Origin of the sequence: Micromonospora sp. DT53, assembly GCF_049841535.1 — a bacterium.
In the GTDB taxonomy this organism is placed as follows: domain Bacteria; phylum Actinomycetota; class Actinomycetes; order Mycobacteriales; family Micromonosporaceae; genus Micromonospora.
Map to the genome: position 1 here is coordinate 420,915 of NZ_JBNCKM010000005.1, position 16,838 is coordinate 437,752.

Here is a 16,838-nt window from a genome sequence, read left to right on the forward strand (position 1 = left end):
CTCCCGGCCGGCGGTGAACCCGCTCCCCCGGTGGAGGGACCGTTCAGCCGGACGGGGTGACGAAGCCGGACTCGTAGGCGGCGATCACCGCCTGCGTACGGTCACGGACGCCCAGCTTGGCCAGCACGTTGCCGACGTGCGTCTTGACCGTCTCCACCCCGACCACCAGGTGCGCTGCGATCTCCGGGTTGGACCGGCCGGTGGTCATCAACCGCAACACCTCGGCCTCCCGTTCGGTGAGCCGGGCGCGATCCAACCTGTCGCCGCCGGTCGGCCCGTACGCCCCGACCAGTTGGCGGATCGCGGCCGGGAAGAGCAGCGACTCGCCGGCCGCGACCACCCGGACCGCCTCCACCACCTCGGCGGGCCGGGCCCGTTTGAGCAGGAACCCCGAGGCGCCGGCGCGCAGCGCCTCGTAGACGTACTCGTCGTTGGCGAAGGTGGTGACCACCAGCACCCGGGGCGGGTCGGCGGAGGTGGCCAGCAGGTGCCGGGTGGCCTGGATGCCGTCGATGCCGGGCATCCGCACGTCCATCAGCACCACGTCGGGCCGGTGCCGGGCGACAAGCGGCGGCACCTCGGCCCCGTCGGCGGCCTCGGCGAGAACGCGCAGGTCGGGTTGGGCGTCGATGATGGCTCGCAGCCCCACCCGGATCAGCTCGTCGTCGTCGACGATCAGCACTCCGGTGGTCATGTCGTCTCCTCGTAGGGCAGGCGGGCCCGGATCAGCCACCGGTCGCCGTCGGGGCCCACTGTGAGCCGGCCGCCGAGCAGCAGCACCCGCTCCCGCATGCCGTCCAGGCCTCGACCGCCCCGCCCCAGCCGGGTCCGGTCGGGGTGGCGCACCGCGTTGACCAGTTCCAGCTCCAGTGCGTCGCTGCGCAGGTCCAGGCGTACCGTCACCGGCCCGTGGCCGTGCCGGGCCGCGTTCGTCAATCCCTCCTGGACGATCCGGTAGCCCTCCCGGGAGACCACAGCGGGCACCCGCGTCGGGTCACCGGCGCGTTGCGCGTGCACGGCCAGGCCGGCCGCGCGCGCGTCGGTGACCAGTCGGTCCAGGTCGGCGAGGGTACGCTGCGGCGCCACCACGGGCCTGTCGCGTCCGTTCTCCCGGAGCAGCCCGAGCACGTGGTCGAGGTCGTCCATCGCGTTGCGTCCGACGTCCTCGATGGCGGTGAGCGCCCGCCGGACGAACTCGGGGTCGGTGTCGAGGACCTCGCGGGCGGCCCCGGCCTGGAGGGTGGCCACTGTCAGCGCGTGACCGACCGAGTCGTGCAGCTCCCGGGCCAGGCGGTTGCGTTCGGCGAGCCGGGCGGCCCGTGCTTCGAGGGCGGCGATCCGTTCCGCCTGGGCCGGGCCGAGCAGCACAGGTGCCATGGATCCGGCGAGCGCGCCGAGCCCGGCGACGGCGTAGCCGAGGCCCACCAGCAGGAGCACCCCGGTCAGGGTCAGCCAGCCGCTGTCCTGCCCGTCCAGTGGCCCGAACTGTTCCCGGCTGGTCAGCTCGGTGCCGATGCCGAACTGTTGGGCGATGAACGCCAGCGCCATCGGCAGTGCGCTGAACAGCGCGAGCATCACCAGCGCGCCGACGATGAGGTGGGTGGCGATCCAGAGCGCGCTGCGCAGCCGGGTCTCCCGGTCGCCGTGGTGCCCGGGCGCGGGGTCGGGCAGGTCGACGCCGAGCAGGGCCCGTACGGCGGCGATCTCCAACGCCCGGCTGCCGTCCACCAGCAACGGGACGACAGCGATCAGCACGGCGATGACCAGCAGGACGTAGACCAGCGGGCGCGGGATCGCCGAGTCGGCGAGCAGTTGGGCGAAGGTCACCGCGAGCAGCCCGTACGGCAGTGCCAGCACGCCGCCGAGCAGCAGGAACACGCCGCGTCGCCAGGTGGTGCCGGCGACCAGCGGGGCCAGCGCCGCTCGGAGGATCACCCCGCCATTCTGCGGCCGGGACCAGTCCCGGCGACTCCCCCGCGTCGGGGAATTGTCAGCGGTGGTCGGCCACGTACTGCTGCGGGTCCTTGTCGCGGAACGGGAGGTTGCGACCGTTCTTGTGCTCGCCGTAGAAGGTCAGCCAGCGTTGGCCCAGCTCGGCGCGGAGTTCGGTGCTGGCGTGCCGGCGGAAGTCGGGCAGCGCCTCGTCCTCCTCCTCCGCCAGGTGCTCGCTGTTCTCCCGGCGGGCCGTGCCGACCGCCTCCCACCACTGATCCGAGCCGACCGGGTGCAGCTTCGCCTCGGCGATGGCGTCGCGGATCTTGTTGTGGTCGCCGATCGCGTCGGCCGTCTCGTCCTCGCCGTCGTCGCCGTGCTTGACCAGGTGCGGGTAGAGGATCGCCTCCTCGGCCTCGGCGTGGATGTCCAGGTGCAGGGCGAGGGCGTCCCAGATGGCGAGCATCTCCTGCTCGTCGCGGGCGTCGTCGAGGCGGGCGAAGCCACGCCGGAAGGCGGCGTGGTCGTCCAGGATCAGCGCGGTGATGTCGTCCACTGTGCTCACTTTCCCGTTGGCCGGCGAACCGGGCACGCAACCTTGCGTCGAAACTACCCTGATGTCCCGGTTTCCACTCCCGATCCTCGGCACGCTGCACCGGAGCTAGGCTCATGATCGTGACCTACCTCGCCGCGGATGACCGCTACGACACCATGACCTACCGGCGCAGCGGACGCAGTGGCCTGCGGCTGCCCGCCGTCTCGCTCGGCCTGTGGCACAACTTCGGCCCGGACCGCCCGTTCGAACGGCAGCGCGACATCGTCCGCCGCGCCTTCGACCTGGGTGTCACCCACTTCGACCTGGCCAACAACTACGGCCCGCCGCCCGGTTCGGCCGAGGAGAACTTCGGCCGGATGCTCGCCACCGACCTGAAGCCGTACCGGGACGAGTTGGTCATCTCCAGCAAGGCCGGCTACCTGATGTGGCCCGGCCCGTACGGCGAGTGGGGCTCTCGCAAGAACCTGATCTCGTCACTGGACCAGTCGCTGGGCCGGATGGGGTTGGACTACGTCGACATCTTCTACTCGCACCGGTTCGACCCGGACACCCCGCTCGAGGAGACGATGGGGGCGCTCGACGCCGTCGTCCGCTCCGGCAAGGCCCTCTACGTCGGCATCTCGAACTACAACTCGGAGCAGACCAGGCGGGCCGCCGCGATCCTGCGCGAGCTGGGCACGCCGCTGCTGATCAACCAGCCGTCGTACTCGATGCTCAACCGCTGGACCGAGTCCGACGGCCTGCTCGACACGCTGGAGCAGGTCGGCGCAGGCTGCATCGCGTACAGCCCGTTGGCCCAGGGCCTGCTGACCGACCGCTACCTGGGCGGCATCCCGGCCGACTCGCGGGTTCGCACGAGCGTCTTCCTCAACGAGAGCGACCTCAGCGAGGAGAAGATGGCCACCATCCGGGGGCTCGGCGCGGTCGCCGAGCGGCGCGGCCAGTCGCTGGCCCAACTCGCGTTGGCCTGGGCGCTGCGGGACCCGCGGATGACCAGCCTGATCATCGGGGCGAGCAGCGTCGAGCAGTTGGAGACGAACATCGCCGCCCTGGACAACCTCGACTTCACGGCCGACGAGTTGGCCGAGATCGAGCGCCACCTCGGCTGAACGCCGTCGGGTCCCGGGCGGGTCGGGTCACCAGATCCGGCGCCGCCCGGCCCGGTGGTTGCGCACCTCGCACTGCCGGCCCACCGGCGCGGCGGCGCCGCGACGTCGCCGTCCGGCACCGATCAGCAGCGCCAGGACCAGCACGGCGGTGGCACCGGCCAGCACCGGCCACCGGCCGCCGAGGTCGGTCACCGACGCCACCGGCACGCCCGGGTCGGCCGCCGCGGCCACCGCCGACCCGGTGGCGGCCGGCGTGCTCGCGGTGGTACGCGGCGCGCTCTTCGTCACGGCGGCCTTCGACGGGTCGGCCTTCGGCGGGGCGGCGGTGGCCTTGGCGCCACGGAACACCACGTCCGAGCAGGAGTAGTAGGTGTCCGGGGTGTTGGAGTTCTGCCAGATCGTGTAGATCAGGTGTCGGCCGCTGCGGCCCGCCGGCAGCCGACCCGCCAACTGGTACGCCCCGGCCCGCACCGGCGGGTCGGTCCGGGTCAGGAACGGACGCGACTCCAGATCCGCCCAGGTCAGCTTCTTGCGCGGGTCGTAGTCGGGCGTGGTGACGTAGAGCCGGAAGGTGCCCCGGTGCTCGATGGTGGTCCGGTACCGGAAGGTGAACTTCGCGCCCGCGCTCAGCTCGGTGGACGGCCAGTCGGTGCGGGGCAGGTCCAACCCCCGGTACGCGGACAGCCCGCCGCTGCACAGCTCACCGTCCGGGATCCGTTCCCGGTCCCGACCGTTGATCGCGGCGACCCGTACGTTGTCCCATTCCCGGACCGCCGCGCCGGCCTCGATCGCCGCCCGGCAGGCGCTGGTGGCCGCGTACCGGCCCTCGGGTCCACAGGCCGCCGCCCGGCTGACCGGGTCGGTCGGGGCGCCGTGCGCGGCGGCGGGCGTGGCGGCCAGCGGCACGGTCGCGGCAGCGACAAGCACCGTGGCGAGGAGCCGGCGTACGGTCATGAGGTTGACCTCCCGCCCACTGGTACGGCCAGCGGAGGGCAAAGGTTCGACGTCGGCCGTCGGTCACCGTTTCCGGTCGACGGCGGCTGCCGCGCGATCGGCGAGAAGGGCCAGGTAGGCCAGGTACGGCACGACGAGCAGGGCGAGCACCAGCACGGCCCCGATCACCGGCGGGTCGCCGAAGGCGGCCCCGAGCAGGATCGGCAGCGGCGCGGCGATCGCCAGCAGAATCCCGGTGCGGCGCAGGGGCCGGGCGACCCGCCGGTGCGCCGCGAACCAGTGCTCGGCCGACCGCATCGTCGCCGGTGTCCGCACGCCGGGGCTGCGGTTCCTGTTCACCGATGGTCGCAGCGTCACCCGGGCGGTGAACACCAGGAGCCAACCGAGGAACGCGTAGACCACGGTCACAAACGCCCCAGGCAACACCTCGGCACCTCCCCACGCATCGTGCACGGTCATCGTAGGTCGCGGGAATCCCCGGGGTGGGCACGGCGTTTCGATACTCGGAACCGCTGAGACCGAGGAGGCAGACATGAAGGTACGTACCTCGTTGCGTGCACTGAAGCAGAAGCCGGGTTCGGTGGTGGTCCGCCGTCGTGGCCGGGTGGTCGTGGTCAACCGCGCCAACCCGCAGTGGAAGAGCCGCCAGGGCTGACCCCCGCCCTTACCGGACATGCAGTCGACAACCGCCCTGACCGGGTCTTCCGGTCAGGGCGGTTTGGCGTGTACGCCCGTCACATCCGGTGATCGGGTCGTGGGAGTTGACTCTTGTCCGGTTTGCCGCTGGGCGCGAGCGGCACGCGCTCGATGACCGTGACGGTTCGCGGCACCGCGAGATCGTTCACCCGTACGGCCACCAGCTTGCGCAACACGTCCGGATCGGGTGTTCTCCCGGCCACCGGCACCACGTAGGCGTGCACGGCCTCGCCGGTCATCTCGTCCGGACCCCCGACGACGTACGCCTCGGCGACCGCGGCATCGGCGGCGAGCGCCCGCTCCACCGGCCCGGCGTGCACCACCTGGGCGTTGACGATGATCACGTCCCGGGCCCGTCCGAGTAGCCGCAGGTACCCGTCGGCGCCCAACTCCCCCAGGTCACGGGTACGCACCCAGCCGTCCACGAACACCTCGGCCGACTCGTCCGGGTCCTGCCAGTACGAGGATGCCTGCGCGGGTGTGCGGACGTAGATCTCCCCGCCACGAACGGAGACGTCCACGGCCGGACGACCGACCGTGCCGAGCGTGGTCTCGTCGGTCAGCATCTCGGCGGGGGTCACCATGGAGATCATCGACGTCTCGGTCTGCCCGTAGCCGTGGAAGAGCACCGGGCCCAGCACGTCCAGGGCCTCCGCCAGCCGGCCCGGCGCGAGTGGCGACCCGGAGACCATCAGCGCCCGCAGGTGCCGCAGGTCCACCGGGTTGGCGCGCTGGTCCCGAATCAGCTGGTGCAGCTTGCCGACGGTGATCACACTCGCCGTGGCCCGGTGTTCGACAAGGGCGTCCGGGAAGACCGGCCGGGGTGCCACGACGAGGGTGCCGCCCGCCGCGAGGGCGAGGATGCCGTACTCCAGCATCACCTGACTGGCCAGCGAGCCGAAGACCAGGTAGCGCCGCATCCGGGGGGCCAGTTCGGTGATGGCCGGCGGCCATCGGTCCGGGTACGGGACCCAGGCCGCCGACATCGCCGCATACGTCTGCACCACACCCTTCGGCGTACCCGTGCTGCCACTGGTCCAGATGATCCGCGCGGGATCCTCGGCCCGTCCCGCCGCGACGAGGGGCAGCCCGTCGTCGGGATGCGCGGCGAGCGCGGCCAGTTGAGCCGGGTCGACCAGGAGGGAGCCGGACAGTTGTGCCGGGCTCAGGTCGGCACGCCACCCGGACACCCGGGCCCCGACGGCGAAGGCGGCCATCGTGGCGGCGAAGGCGGGCGCGGTGACCGGCAGGTCGAGCGTGACACCCACTCCGGGCCCCGCGCCGGACGAGCGCAGCCCGGCCGCGATGCGCCGGATCAGACCCGTCAGCACCGAGGCGGTCGTGACTGTCGGCCCGTCCTCGAAGACCGGCCGGTCCCCGTCGGCCGCCAGGAGGTCGAGGACGGGCTGTGGCCAGACGTCAGCGGGCATCGGCGAGGACGCCCTTGACGAAGACCTCGAGGGGCTGCCGATGCACTGTCGGCAGGTCCCACTGGTTCTCCAGGTTCTCCGCCAGGTGGTGCTCGGCGATGACCTGCCCGTCGCGCAGCACCCGGACGACGGGGTGGAGATAGCTGGCGTCGTGCGCGGCGGTCGCGTCGTTCTCGGCCGGGCGCGGCACGGTGATGTCGAACGGGTCGACCTGGTCGTGGTCGGGACCGTACTCAAGGGTGACAAGGAACGCGAACACGTCCGGCTCCGCGTCCCGCAGATAGGCGACCGGCACCTCCTCGCGGTAGCGGGCGGCGTCGCCCTCGACGGTGACGACATCGCCGAGCACCGAGAACTGCTGCCACAGCGCGGAACTGACGTTGATCCGGGCGATTATCGAATCGGCGATCGCCTCGGGCGTCGGGGGGATCTGCCGGGACGGCCAGGGCTGCCCGTGGTGCCGCTCGCGGAGGATGTGGTGCAGGGCGCGGGTGGCATAGCGGAAGCCGTGGATGAACCCGTTTGTGGACTTCTTGAAATCACGCTGCTGGCTGAGGGTGCCGGCGAAGTAGAGACCTGGGACGTTCACCGACTCGAAGGCCGGCGTCTGCGCCGGGAACCGATCCTTGATGACCACCTCCGGTCGGGCCGACTCGGCGAAGATGGACGCGTCGAAGCGGAATCCGGTGCAGAGGATGACCCGGTCGTACTCGAGCTCGCGCAGATTCTCGACTGTCCGGGCGTACCGGAAGAGCACCCGGAATCCCCCGCCCTCCCGCTGGCTGATCTGCTCCACCGTGCCGTCCAGGACGGCGTTCTGTGACTTCAGCTGATAGGTGTCCAGGAAGTTGTTGTTCACCGCGCGCAGGTGCCCGACGTAATGGGTCTGCCAGGCCAGCCTGATGGAGTGCGGTCCGGCGACGTGAATCGTGGCGGCGGTCTCGACGAGCGCGTCCGCGGTCTCGAAGGCCGAGTTGCCCTTACCGATGATCAACACGCGCTGGTTGACGAAATCGGTGGGGTCCACGCTTACCGTGTCGTAACGCTCGGCCAGGTCAGCGCCCTCGATCGGCGGCTGGTAGAGCTGGGAGACGCCGGTGGCGACGACGACTCTCCGGGCCGTCCAGCTGTGGTCGCCGGCCCGCACGGTGAACACGTCGTCGGTCTTCGACACCGAGGTCACCCGGGTGTCGTAGACGACGTTCAGACCCCGCGCGAAGTCGGCGAGATAACGCACGAGATCCTCGGCGGCGGGGAAATAGCGCGTGCTGTAGTACTTGAAGAGCATCTCCGGATCGTCGGTCAGCAACGAGTTCCAGTCCGACCGTAGATTGAACTCCGGATCGGTCGACCCGGTCCACACCTTGTTGATCGAGATCAGCTTTCGATGCCGGGGATAGGTCTCGAAGAATGTGCCCGCCCGTGGGCCGCCCTCCAGCACCACGTAGTCGTGACCGTCGCGCTCGAGCAGGGTCGCGAGCTGCAGGCCTGCCGGCCCGGCTCCAATGATCAGGCAATCGTGCGTCATGCGCCGCAATTTACTGAGGCAATTTCAGAGCGCTCTGAGAAATTGCCTCTAGCATCCGCTCCCATGACGATTAAGGTGGATTTGGCGGCGCCGCTGCGCCTCGCCGACCTGCGTGTCGCGGCCGGCCCGGTCACTGTCGTGCTCGGCGAAGAGGTGCGGGCCCGGGTGGCGACCGGCCGCACGTTCCTCGGCAAGGCACTCGGCGACGACCGGGCGATCTACGGTGCCACCACCGGCTTCGGGGCGCTCGTCGGCTACGCGGGCCGAGCCGACCAGCGCGACCAGGCCGACAACACCCTCGCTCACCTCGGGGCGGGCCAGGGCCCGGACCTCGCCCCGGATGTCGTGCGCGCGACGCTGCTGGTGCGCGCCTGGTCCCTGGCCCGGGGTGCGTCAGGGGTCTCGCCGCACGTGATCGACGCGCTCGCGGCCATGCTCGGCACGACGTTCACGCCGGCGATGCCCCGATTCGGCTCGGTGGGAGCCAGCGGCGACCTGATCCCGCTCGGTGCCGCCGCCCAGGCGCTGCGCGGTCGCGGGCACGCCTACGTGGACGGCGTCCGGATGCCCGCCGCGGATGCCTTGACCAAGGCCGGCCTGGAGCCGCTGCCGCTCGACGGCCGGGACGCACTCGCGCTTGTCAACGGCACGTCGCTCACCACGGCGGCGCTGGCCCTCGCCCTGGACCGGGTCCGCACCGCACACCGCGTGGTGCAGACGCTCACCTGCCTGCTCGCCGACCTGCTCGGCTGCGATCCACAGTTCCTCGATCCGGCCCTCCTCGCCGCCTACGGTCACCCGGGCGCGATCGAGGTCGGCCACGCGATGCGGGCGGTCTGCGCCGGCCTGCGAGAGTCCGGCACGAGACCGTTGCAGGAGCCCTACAGCATCCGCTGCGCGCCGCAGTTGCTCGGAGCGGCCGAGGACGCCCTGCGCTATGTCGACGGCGTCGTGTCGGCGGACCTCGGCGGGGTGAGCGACAACCCGCTGTTCTTCCCGACCGACGACAAGGTCGTGCACGGCGGCAACTTCTTCGGCCAACCCGCCGCGTTCGCCGCCGACGTCCTGACCATGGTGATCGCCCAGGTCGGCAACCTCGCCGAGCGCCAACTCGACCTGCTCGTGGATCCCGGGCGCAACGGCGGCCTGCCGCCGATGCTCGCGGCCGGTCCAGGGCAGCAGCACGGGTTGCAGGGTGTCCAGCTGGCGTCGACCGCGCTGATCGCCGAGATCAGGCGCGACTCGGTGCCGGCAAGCCTGCAGAGCCTCCCCACCAACCTGCACAACCAGGACGTGATCCCACTCGGCACGCAGGCCGCGCTCCGCGCCCTGGACCAGGCCGAGTTGCTGCGCCTGATCACCGGTTCGCTCGGGCTCGGGCTGCGCCAGGCGGTGCACGTCGGGGCGCGCCGGCCCACGGCGGTGGGCTGTGACCGCACCCTTCGGGCCCTGGAGGAGATCGCACCGATCGACCCGGACCGGCCGCTCGACGTCGACGTGCGAAGAACAGCCGACATTCTGGAAGAGCTTGAAATCTCTCTGATTTCCCACTCGTACGGTGAGCGCCGTGACGCTTGATTACCTGATCATCGGGGCCGGTCCGGCCGGCCTTCAACTCGCCGCCCTGCTCGAAGCCGAGGGCAAGCGTGACTATCTGGTGTTGGAGGGTGCCGACGGGCCGGGGGCGTTCTTCGCCACCTATCCGCGGCACCGCCAACTCATCTCGATCAACAAACCACACACGGGCACCGACGATCCCGAGCTGAATCTGCGGCTCGACTGGAACTCCCTGCTCACCGACGACCCGGCGCTGCTGTTCACGCAGTACACCGAGCGGTACTTCCCCGACGCCGACGTGATGGTGCGATACCTCGCGGACTTCGCGGCGAAGACCGGCGTCAAGGTCAGTTACGGCACCCGGGTGACCCGGGTGTCCAAGCACGACGACGTGTTCACGGTCGAGGCAGGTGACCGGCGCTGGGAGGCCCGCGCGGTGGTCGTCGCCACCGGCGTGTCGAAGACCTACCAGCCGGACATTCCAGGATTCGAACTGGCCGAGGGGTACGACGTGATGAGCGTCGAGCCACGTGACTACCTGGACCAGAAGGTGCTCATCATCGGCAAGGGCAACTCCGCCTTCGAGACCGCCGAGAACCTCATGGAGACCACGACGCTGATCCACCTCGCGGGGCCCAGCTCGGTCCGGATGGCGTGGCGCACCCACTACGTCGGGCATCTGCGCGCGGTGAACAACAACTTCCTGGACACCTATCAGCTCAAGTCGGCAAACGCGATCCTCGACGGCACGGTCCAGAGCATCGAGCGCGACGGCACGGGCTACAAGGTCGCTTTCAGCTTCTCGCGGGCGAACGAGGTCGTGAAGGAACTGCGTTACGACCGGGTGCTGGCGTGCACCGGATTCCGTTTCGACGACTCGATATTCGACTCCTCGGCCCGACCGCAGCTCACCATCAGGGACCGATTCCCGGCACAGACCGAGGCATGGGAGTCGGTGAACGTTCCGGGGCTGTTCTTCGCCGGGACGATCTCCCAGGCACGCGACTTCAAGAAGTCCACGAGCGGTTTCGTGCACGGCTTCCGCTACGCCGTACGCGCGTTGCACCGAATCCTCTCCCGCCGGTACGACGCCACCGCCTGGCCGTCCGACAAGCTCGCCGTCGAGCCGGCGGCCATGACCACTGCCGTCATCGAGCGGGTCAACCGCACCTCGGCCCTGTGGCAGCAGTTCGGGTTCCTCGCCGACGTGCTCACCGTCGCCGGACCCGAGGCCCGCTACCACGAGGAGGTGCCGGTGGACTACTTCCTGTCGACCGGCCTGCGCACCGCCGAGCACGACCACGACCAGGCGTTCGTGATCACTCTCGAGTACGGCCCCGACCACGACCAGGTCGACCCGTTCGACATCACCGTGACCCGGGTGGCCCAGGACGTCGTGGGGCAGGCGCACGACGCCGCGTACCTGCACCCGGTCGTCCGTTACTACCGCGACGGCCAGGTGGTCAGCACGCACCACCTCGCCGAGAACCTGGAGAACCAGTGGGACCGCCCGGACGTCCACGTGCGGCCGCTGCGCGAGTTCCTGGGTCGCTGCCTCGCCGGCGCCGAGGGCTGACATGGACCCGGTTGTCCAGGACTTCTTCGAGGGTGGGGCCGGGCGGGAGCGCACCCTGGCCGCCAACGAGCGGGCCTTCGAGCGACGGTGGATCGTGCCACGGGTGCTGCGGGCGACCGGCGAGCGGGACCTGCGGGTCAGCGTGGCCGGCACGTCGCTGGCCGCGCCGGTCCTGGTCGCTCCGACGGCCTTTCATCGGCTCGCGCACCCGGATGGCGAGGCGGCTACCGCGCGGGGGGCCGCGGCGGCCGGCACGACGATGGTGGTCAGCATGGCCGCCACCCAGCCGGTCGAGGAGATCGCGGCGGCGGGCGCGACGCTGTGGTTCCAGCTGTACCCGCAACCCGACCTCGACTTCACCGAGTACGTGGTCAAGCGCGCCGAGTCGGCCGGCTGCCGGGCGCTCGTGGTGACAGTGGACTCCCCGGTGTTCGGACGGCGCGAGCGTGACAGGCGCAACGGCTTCACGGACCTGCCTCCCGGCTACGCCTGCGCGAACATGCGCGACGCGACGGGCCGGGTGCGCCCGATCGCGATGGACGCGACGGCGGGCTGGGATCGGATCGCGTGGCTGCGCGGCGTCACGGGACTACCGATCCTGCTCAAGGGCATCCTGCATCCCGCGGATGCCCGCCTCGCGGTCGAGCACGGCGCCGCCGGTGTGATTGTGTCCAACCACGGTGGACGGCAGCTCGACGGGGCGATTCCCACGCTCGACGCGCTGCCCGCGGTCGCGGCGGCCGTGGGTGGGCGGCTCCCGGTGCTGCTCGACGGAGGTGTCCGCCGCGGCACCGACGTGGTGATCGCGTTGGCGCTCGGGGCCGGGGCGGTGCTGGTGGGGCGCCCGGTGGTGCGGGCGCTCGCGGCGGGCGGGGCGACTGGCGTACGCGAAGCCCTCGAACGACTCACCACGGAGCTGGATCAGGCCCTCGCCCTGGCCGGGGCGCGGCGGCCGGCCGATCTGACACCCGACCAGGTGGCGATCCGGTGAGGGCGGTGGTCGGCCTCCGGGAGTGGATCTTCGAACGGGTCAACGGGACCGAGGGCGTTCCCGTCCCCGGTGCACTTGTGGGACCGGAGGACTTCGAGCGGGTCTACAGCGATCCGGCCGCCGACGGGCGCAGCCGCGGGGCCGGCCTGTCGGACCTCTTCTGGTACTGGCTCGCGCCCGGTCCGCAGATGCACCAGGAGCACCTTGAGCCCGGCGAGCGGTACCGGACGGTCGCCCGGACGACCCGACAGGTGCTGGCCATCCCGCACGCGCGCTCCGACGAGCTGGCCACGGCCGCGACCCGGCGGATCCTCGACGCGCTCCCGGCCGACCGGATCAGCCACGTGCGGCTACGTGACCTGATGATGCCGGTCTGGGCCGAGGTCTCGTACGAGCTGGTGTTCGGCGCATCCTGCCCGCGCGACGTCCGCGAGCTCATCGTGGCGAACGCGGACGACGTGGTTACCGCCCTGAAGGGGATGGGTCTGCGGCACATGTCCCGGCGGCTTCGTCTGACTCGCTACCTGCTGGACCGGATCGCCGCGGGAACCTGCCCGGTCGTGCTGCCGCCGCCCTTCACCGCCCTGGAGACCGCCTGGTACCTGCAGGGCGCGTTCTTCAACACGGCGGTGGTGCAGATGTCGGAGGCCATGGCGCACATCCTGCTGTGTTCCAGGTCCGTCACGGACACCTCGGATGAATCGCTCGACCGGATCATCGACGAGACGCTCCGGGTCTACCCGCTCTTCGGCATCGCGCACCGGATCACCTCCGGACCCATCAGTGTGGGCGATCACGTCCTCCCGACCGGGTCCGTGCTCCTCTTCAACTATCGGGCCTATCAGCGCACCGGTCCCGCCGCCGACGACGAGTTCGACCCGGACCGCTGGCTGTCGGTGCGCCGGCAGGACGCCCATTTCATTCCGTACGGCGTGAGCGCCAACCGGGCCTGTCCGGCGCGCGGCTCCGCCCCCGTCCAGTTGCGCGCGGCGACCCGGGAGGTGCTGCGGCGCTTCTCGGTCAGCTCGTCTGCGGCGCACACCCGCTCGCTGCCGAGTCGCGGGCCCGCGTACCTGACGCCCCGGGGTCTTCCCGGCCCCGGCCGCGACCGGCTCACCCTCATGCGGCAACGCGACCGGATCTTCGACGTGGGGCGCTCGGTCAAGCAGCTGGTCTGTGGCACCTGGATGGTCGTCGACGCCCGACGACAGAAGTTGTGCACCCGACACTTTGAGGAGACCAGCTCATGACTCCCAGCGAACTCGCCCCGCGGTTCTTCATCGCGGTCGCGGTCATTCTGCTCTTCTGCAAGCTGGTCTCCTGGCTCCTGGGCAAGGTGGGCCAGCCCCCCGTCGTGAGCGAGATGCTCGCCGGGGTGCTGCTCGGCCCGTCGCTGCTCGGCCTGTTCTGGCCGGGCGCCCAGGCCGCGCTCTTTCCCGCGCCGCTGCTGCCGATCCTGTACGTGGTCGGCCAGGTCGGCCTGGTGCTGTTCATGTTCCAGGCCGGGTACGCCTTCACCTCCCATCGGGTGACCAAGCTCGCGGGTACGGCGGGAGCGGTGTCGCTCGCGGGTGTCGCCGCTCCGCTGGTGCTGGGCATCCTGCTGGTCGTGGGCGTGGCGGGCTTCGTCCCGATCCGCGCGGACGGCGTGTCGCTCGGTGTGTCCGCGGCGTTCGTCGGTGTGGCGCTGGCGATCACGGCCTTCCCCATGCTCGCCCGGATCATCACCGAGCGCGGCCATACCGGCACCCGCCATGGTCTGCTCGCCCTGGCCAGCGGCGCGATCGACGACATGGTCGCGTGGATCATGCTGGCCGCGGTGCTGGCGTTCGCCTCGGGCTCGGTCGGCCCGGCCCTGGTCTGCGTGGGTGGTGCGCTGCTGTTCGGGGCGGCGCTGTGGCTGGGTGGGCAGCGGGTGACCGGCTTCGTCATGGGGCTCCCGGGCGATCGCGCGCGGCTGCTCGGCACTGTGGCACTGCTCTTCCTGGTCGCCTGGTACACCGACGAGATCGGGCTCTACGCGGTCTTCGGCGCCTTCGCGGTTGGCGTGGTGATGCCGCGCTCGGAGAAGACCGACAAGGTGGTCGACACGCTGACGCCGATCGCCGCGACGGTGTTCCTGCCGCTGTTCTTCACCTTCTCCGGGCTGCGCACCGAGTTCGCGCTGCTGGGCAACCTGGCCGTACTCGGCTTCGCCGCCGCGTGCGTGGCCGTGGCGATCGCTGGCAAGTTCGGCGCCTGCTGGGCCGCGGCCCGGATGCGCGGCGAACCGAACGGCGTCGCGCTGCGCGTCGGCGCCCTCATGAACGCCCGGGGCCTGATGCAGCTGATCGCCCTGAACGTGGGGCTGGAGGCGGGCATCGTCAACACGTCGCTGTTCACGGTGCTGGTGGTGGTCGCGCTCGTCACCACACTCATGACGACGCCGCTGCTCACCTGGATCGAGCGACGCGAGGCACGCGTTCCCACTCCTACACCGTCGCTCGTGCCCGCCGGAACCCCGTAGAATGTTTGTTTGAGGAGACAAATTCTACAGACAACGATACTTATCTATGTAACGATCGCCGTATGACTCGACTCCTGCTCGTCGAGGACGACTCGGAACTACGCGGCATGGTGGCCGAGACGCTCACCGGCGAGGGATACGTCGTCGACCAGGCCCCCGACGGCCAACGCGGCCTGCACCTCGGGCTCACCCGGCCGTACGACGTCATGGTGATCGACCGACGCCTACCCGCCCTCGACGGGCTGGACCTGGTCGTCCGGCTGCGGGCCCGGGCGGTGGTCGCCCGGGCGCTGCTGCTGACCGCGCTCGGCACCGTCGAGGACCGGGTCGCCGGCCTCGACGCGGGCGCCGACGACTACCTGACGAAGCCCTTCGACCTGGACGAGTTGAGCGCCCGCATCCGGGCCCTCTGCCGCCGGACCACCGAGTCCACGGAGGTGCTGCGGCTCGGGTCGGGCCAGCTCGACCTCTCCGTGCGCGACGCCGTCCTGCCCGACGGCACCCGGATCGCCCTGTCCGCACGCGAGTTCGAGCTGCTGCGGGTCCTCGCGTCCCGGCCGTACACCGTCCACTCCCGCTCCGAGCTCCGCAGTCGGGTCTTCGACGAGGCGGGCGCTGCGTCCCTGGTCGACACATACGTCTACTACCTGCGCCGCAAGCTCGGCCGCTCGGTGATCCGGACCGTGCACGGCCTTGGCTACCGGCTGGGATCCCTGTGAGCTTCGAGGACACCATGCTGCGCCGGACCAGGGCGCGGGTCAGCCTGCTCGTCGGACTCACCATGACGGCGCTGCTCGCCCTGGGCGCCGGCATCTCCTATGCCGCACTGCTGCGCTACCAGCACGAACAGATCGAACGAGAGCTCAACTACGGCGCGGTCCACGGCACCATCGCCGGGCCGCCGGGCTGCAGCTGGATCATCCTGTACGACGGCAACCGCACCGACTCGGGCCGGAACCCGCCCCCTCCGGGCTTCCCGCTGCAGTCCGCCATCGACGCGGTGGCCCTCGACCACCAGGTCCGCAGCGACAAGGTCGACCGCAACGGCACGACCTACTACGTCCGCACCCAGCCCCGTGGCACGGGTGTGGTGCAAGCGGTGTTCGACGCGCGCTTCCAGCTCTCCGACCGGCGTCACCTGCTCGCCGCGTTCCTCCTCGCGGCGGTGGTTGGCCTCGCCGCGGCGGTGTTCACGGGCATCGTCGTGGGTCGCCGAGCCGTGGCGCCACTCGCCGAGGCGCTCGGCCGGCAACGCCGCTTCGTCGCCGACGCCAGCCACGAGTTGCGCACCCCCATCGCCCAGGTCCACACGCGCGCCCAGATCCTGGCCCGGCGCGCCAGCGCCGACCACGCCGACTACGACCGCCTGATCGAGACCACCCGCCGCCTCGGCGAGATCGTCGACGAACTCCTGCTCTCCGCCCGCCTCGCCGCCACCCCGGCCGACCGGCACCCCTCCGAGCCCGTCAACCTGGCCCACCTCGCCGCCCAGGCCGTCGACTGCGAGGCCGACCGCGCCGCGGAGCAGGGCGTCCAGCTGCACCTGTCGGTCCCGGACACTCCGGTCCTCGTCCCCGGCATCGCCTCGGCCCTGCGCCGCATGGTCGGCGAACTGCTCGCCAACGCCCTCACCCACACCCCGACCGGCGGCCGCATCGACGTCGCCCTGCGCACCTCCCGCCGCGGCGCGGACCTGGTGGTCACGGACAGCGGAGCCGGCTTCGACCCCGCCGACGCCGAACACCTCTTCGACCGCTTCCACCGCGGCGCCGGGGCCAAGGACCGGCGCTTCGGTCTGGGCCTGGCCCTCCTGCGCGAGGTGGTGACCAGCCACGGCGGAACGATCTCCACCGACAGCCGGCCCGGCGCCGGGGCGACATTCACCGTCCGGCTACCGACGATTCCGTCACGGGCTCCCACGGCTGACTCCGACGGACGGGTGAGCGCCGCGCCAGGAAACGAATCAGCGGCTTGACAGATGGTTGCCATCTGTCAAGCCGCTG

16 protein-coding genes are annotated in these 16,838 nt (G+C 71.0%); 9 read left to right on the forward strand and 7 right to left on the reverse strand.

The genetic code is table 11. The features are described from left to right. Positions 1–43 precede the first annotated feature (43 nt). From ACLQ3B_RS18915 to ACLQ3B_RS18925, 3 genes are read right to left on the reverse strand one after another with little or no spacing between them, the layout of a single operon-like run. Positions 44–694 carry a response regulator transcription factor gene (locus tag ACLQ3B_RS18915; RefSeq protein ID WP_425782043.1) on the reverse strand — a complete coding sequence of 217 codons (651 nt, stop codon included), beginning with the start codon at positions 692–694 and terminating at the stop codon, positions 44–46. After that, entirely contained in the window at positions 691–1,935 is a 1,245-nt protein-coding gene (locus tag ACLQ3B_RS18920; RefSeq protein ID WP_425782044.1) for a sensor histidine kinase, read from the reverse strand. The genes ACLQ3B_RS18915 and ACLQ3B_RS18920 overlap by 4 nt, the downstream gene beginning before the upstream one ends. 55 nt (positions 1,936–1,990) lie before the next feature. Continuing rightward, positions 1,991–2,488 carry a hemerythrin domain-containing protein gene (locus ACLQ3B_RS18925; RefSeq protein WP_030331463.1) on the reverse strand — a complete coding sequence of 166 codons (498 nt, stop codon included), beginning with the start codon at positions 2,486–2,488 and terminating at the stop codon, positions 1,991–1,993. 113 nt (positions 2,489–2,601) lie between these two features. On the opposite strand from ACLQ3B_RS18925, the gene mgrA reads away from it, so the two are divergent. Then, positions 2,602–3,597, forward strand: a complete 996-nt coding sequence (gene mgrA / locus ACLQ3B_RS18930) for an L-glyceraldehyde 3-phosphate reductase (RefSeq protein ID WP_425782045.1) — start codon at positions 2,602–2,604, stop codon at positions 3,595–3,597. Positions 3,598–3,624: 27 nt separating this feature from the next. On the opposite strand, the gene ACLQ3B_RS18935 is transcribed toward mgrA, so the two are convergent. Then, positions 3,625–4,551: a lytic polysaccharide monooxygenase auxiliary activity family 9 protein gene (locus ACLQ3B_RS18935; RefSeq protein ID WP_425782046.1), complete on the reverse strand. Its 927-nt coding sequence runs from the start codon at positions 4,549–4,551 to the stop codon at positions 3,625–3,627. Positions 4,552–4,614: 63 nt separating this feature from the next. Further along, positions 4,615–5,010 (reverse strand): SdpI family protein, encoded by a 396-nt coding sequence (locus tag ACLQ3B_RS18940; protein ID WP_425782047.1) that lies wholly within the window; start codon positions 5,008–5,010, stop codon positions 4,615–4,617. Between the two features lie 73 nt (positions 5,011–5,083). Between ACLQ3B_RS18940 and ACLQ3B_RS18945 the strand changes: the two genes are divergently transcribed. Next, the gene (locus ACLQ3B_RS18945) at positions 5,084–5,206 is read left to right on the forward strand and encodes a 50S ribosomal protein L36 (RefSeq protein WP_357071839.1); all 123 of its coding nucleotides are present in this window, start codon (positions 5,084–5,086) and stop codon (positions 5,204–5,206) included. A gap of 79 nt (positions 5,207–5,285) precedes the next feature. On the opposite strand, the gene ACLQ3B_RS18950 is transcribed toward ACLQ3B_RS18945, so the two are convergent. Both ACLQ3B_RS18950 and ACLQ3B_RS18955 read right to left on the reverse strand, forming a co-directional pair. Next, a complete protein-coding gene (locus ACLQ3B_RS18950; RefSeq protein WP_425782048.1) occupies positions 5,286–6,677 on the reverse strand; it encodes a class I adenylate-forming enzyme family protein in 1,392 nt (463 codons plus the stop codon). Then, the gene (locus tag ACLQ3B_RS18955; RefSeq protein WP_425782049.1) at positions 6,667–8,205 is read right to left on the reverse strand and encodes an NAD(P)-binding domain-containing protein; all 1,539 of its coding nucleotides are present in this window, start codon (positions 8,203–8,205) and stop codon (positions 6,667–6,669) included. Before ACLQ3B_RS18955 ends, ACLQ3B_RS18950 begins: the two co-directional genes overlap by 11 nt. 63 nt (positions 8,206–8,268) lie before the next feature. On the opposite strand from ACLQ3B_RS18955, the gene ACLQ3B_RS18960 reads away from it, so the two are divergent. The 7 genes from ACLQ3B_RS18960 to ACLQ3B_RS18990 all read left to right on the forward strand — a co-directional run bounded on the left by ACLQ3B_RS18960 (position 8,269) and on the right by ACLQ3B_RS18990 (position 16,810). Next, a complete protein-coding gene (locus ACLQ3B_RS18960; protein ID WP_425782050.1) occupies positions 8,269–9,783 on the forward strand; it encodes an aromatic amino acid ammonia-lyase in 1,515 nt (504 codons plus the stop codon). After that, positions 9,773–11,338, forward strand: coding sequence for an NAD(P)-binding domain-containing protein (locus ACLQ3B_RS18965; protein WP_425782051.1), 1,566 nt, complete (start codon positions 9,773–9,775; stop codon positions 11,336–11,338). The genes ACLQ3B_RS18960 and ACLQ3B_RS18965 overlap by 11 nt, the downstream gene beginning before the upstream one ends. 1 nt (position 11,339) lies before the next feature. Then, complete coding sequence (locus ACLQ3B_RS18970) at positions 11,340–12,329, forward strand: alpha-hydroxy acid oxidase (RefSeq protein WP_425782052.1); 990 nt, start codon at positions 11,340–11,342, stop codon at positions 12,327–12,329. Then, on the forward strand, positions 12,326–13,579 hold the full coding sequence (locus tag ACLQ3B_RS18975) for a cytochrome P450 (protein ID WP_425782053.1): 1,254 nt from the start codon (positions 12,326–12,328) through the stop codon (positions 13,577–13,579). Before ACLQ3B_RS18970 ends, ACLQ3B_RS18975 begins: the two co-directional genes overlap by 4 nt. Then, positions 13,576–14,835 (forward strand): cation:proton antiporter, encoded by a 1,260-nt coding sequence (locus ACLQ3B_RS18980; protein ID WP_425782054.1) that lies wholly within the window; start codon positions 13,576–13,578, stop codon positions 14,833–14,835. Before ACLQ3B_RS18975 ends, ACLQ3B_RS18980 begins: the two co-directional genes overlap by 4 nt. A gap of 62 nt (positions 14,836–14,897) precedes the next feature. Then, positions 14,898–15,554, forward strand: coding sequence for a response regulator transcription factor (locus ACLQ3B_RS18985; protein WP_425782055.1), 657 nt, complete (start codon positions 14,898–14,900; stop codon positions 15,552–15,554). After that, the gene (locus ACLQ3B_RS18990; RefSeq protein WP_425782056.1) at positions 15,551–16,810 is read left to right on the forward strand and encodes a sensor histidine kinase; all 1,260 of its coding nucleotides are present in this window, start codon (positions 15,551–15,553) and stop codon (positions 16,808–16,810) included. The genes ACLQ3B_RS18985 and ACLQ3B_RS18990 overlap by 4 nt, the downstream gene beginning before the upstream one ends. The last annotated feature ends 28 nt before the right edge of the window (positions 16,811–16,838 follow it).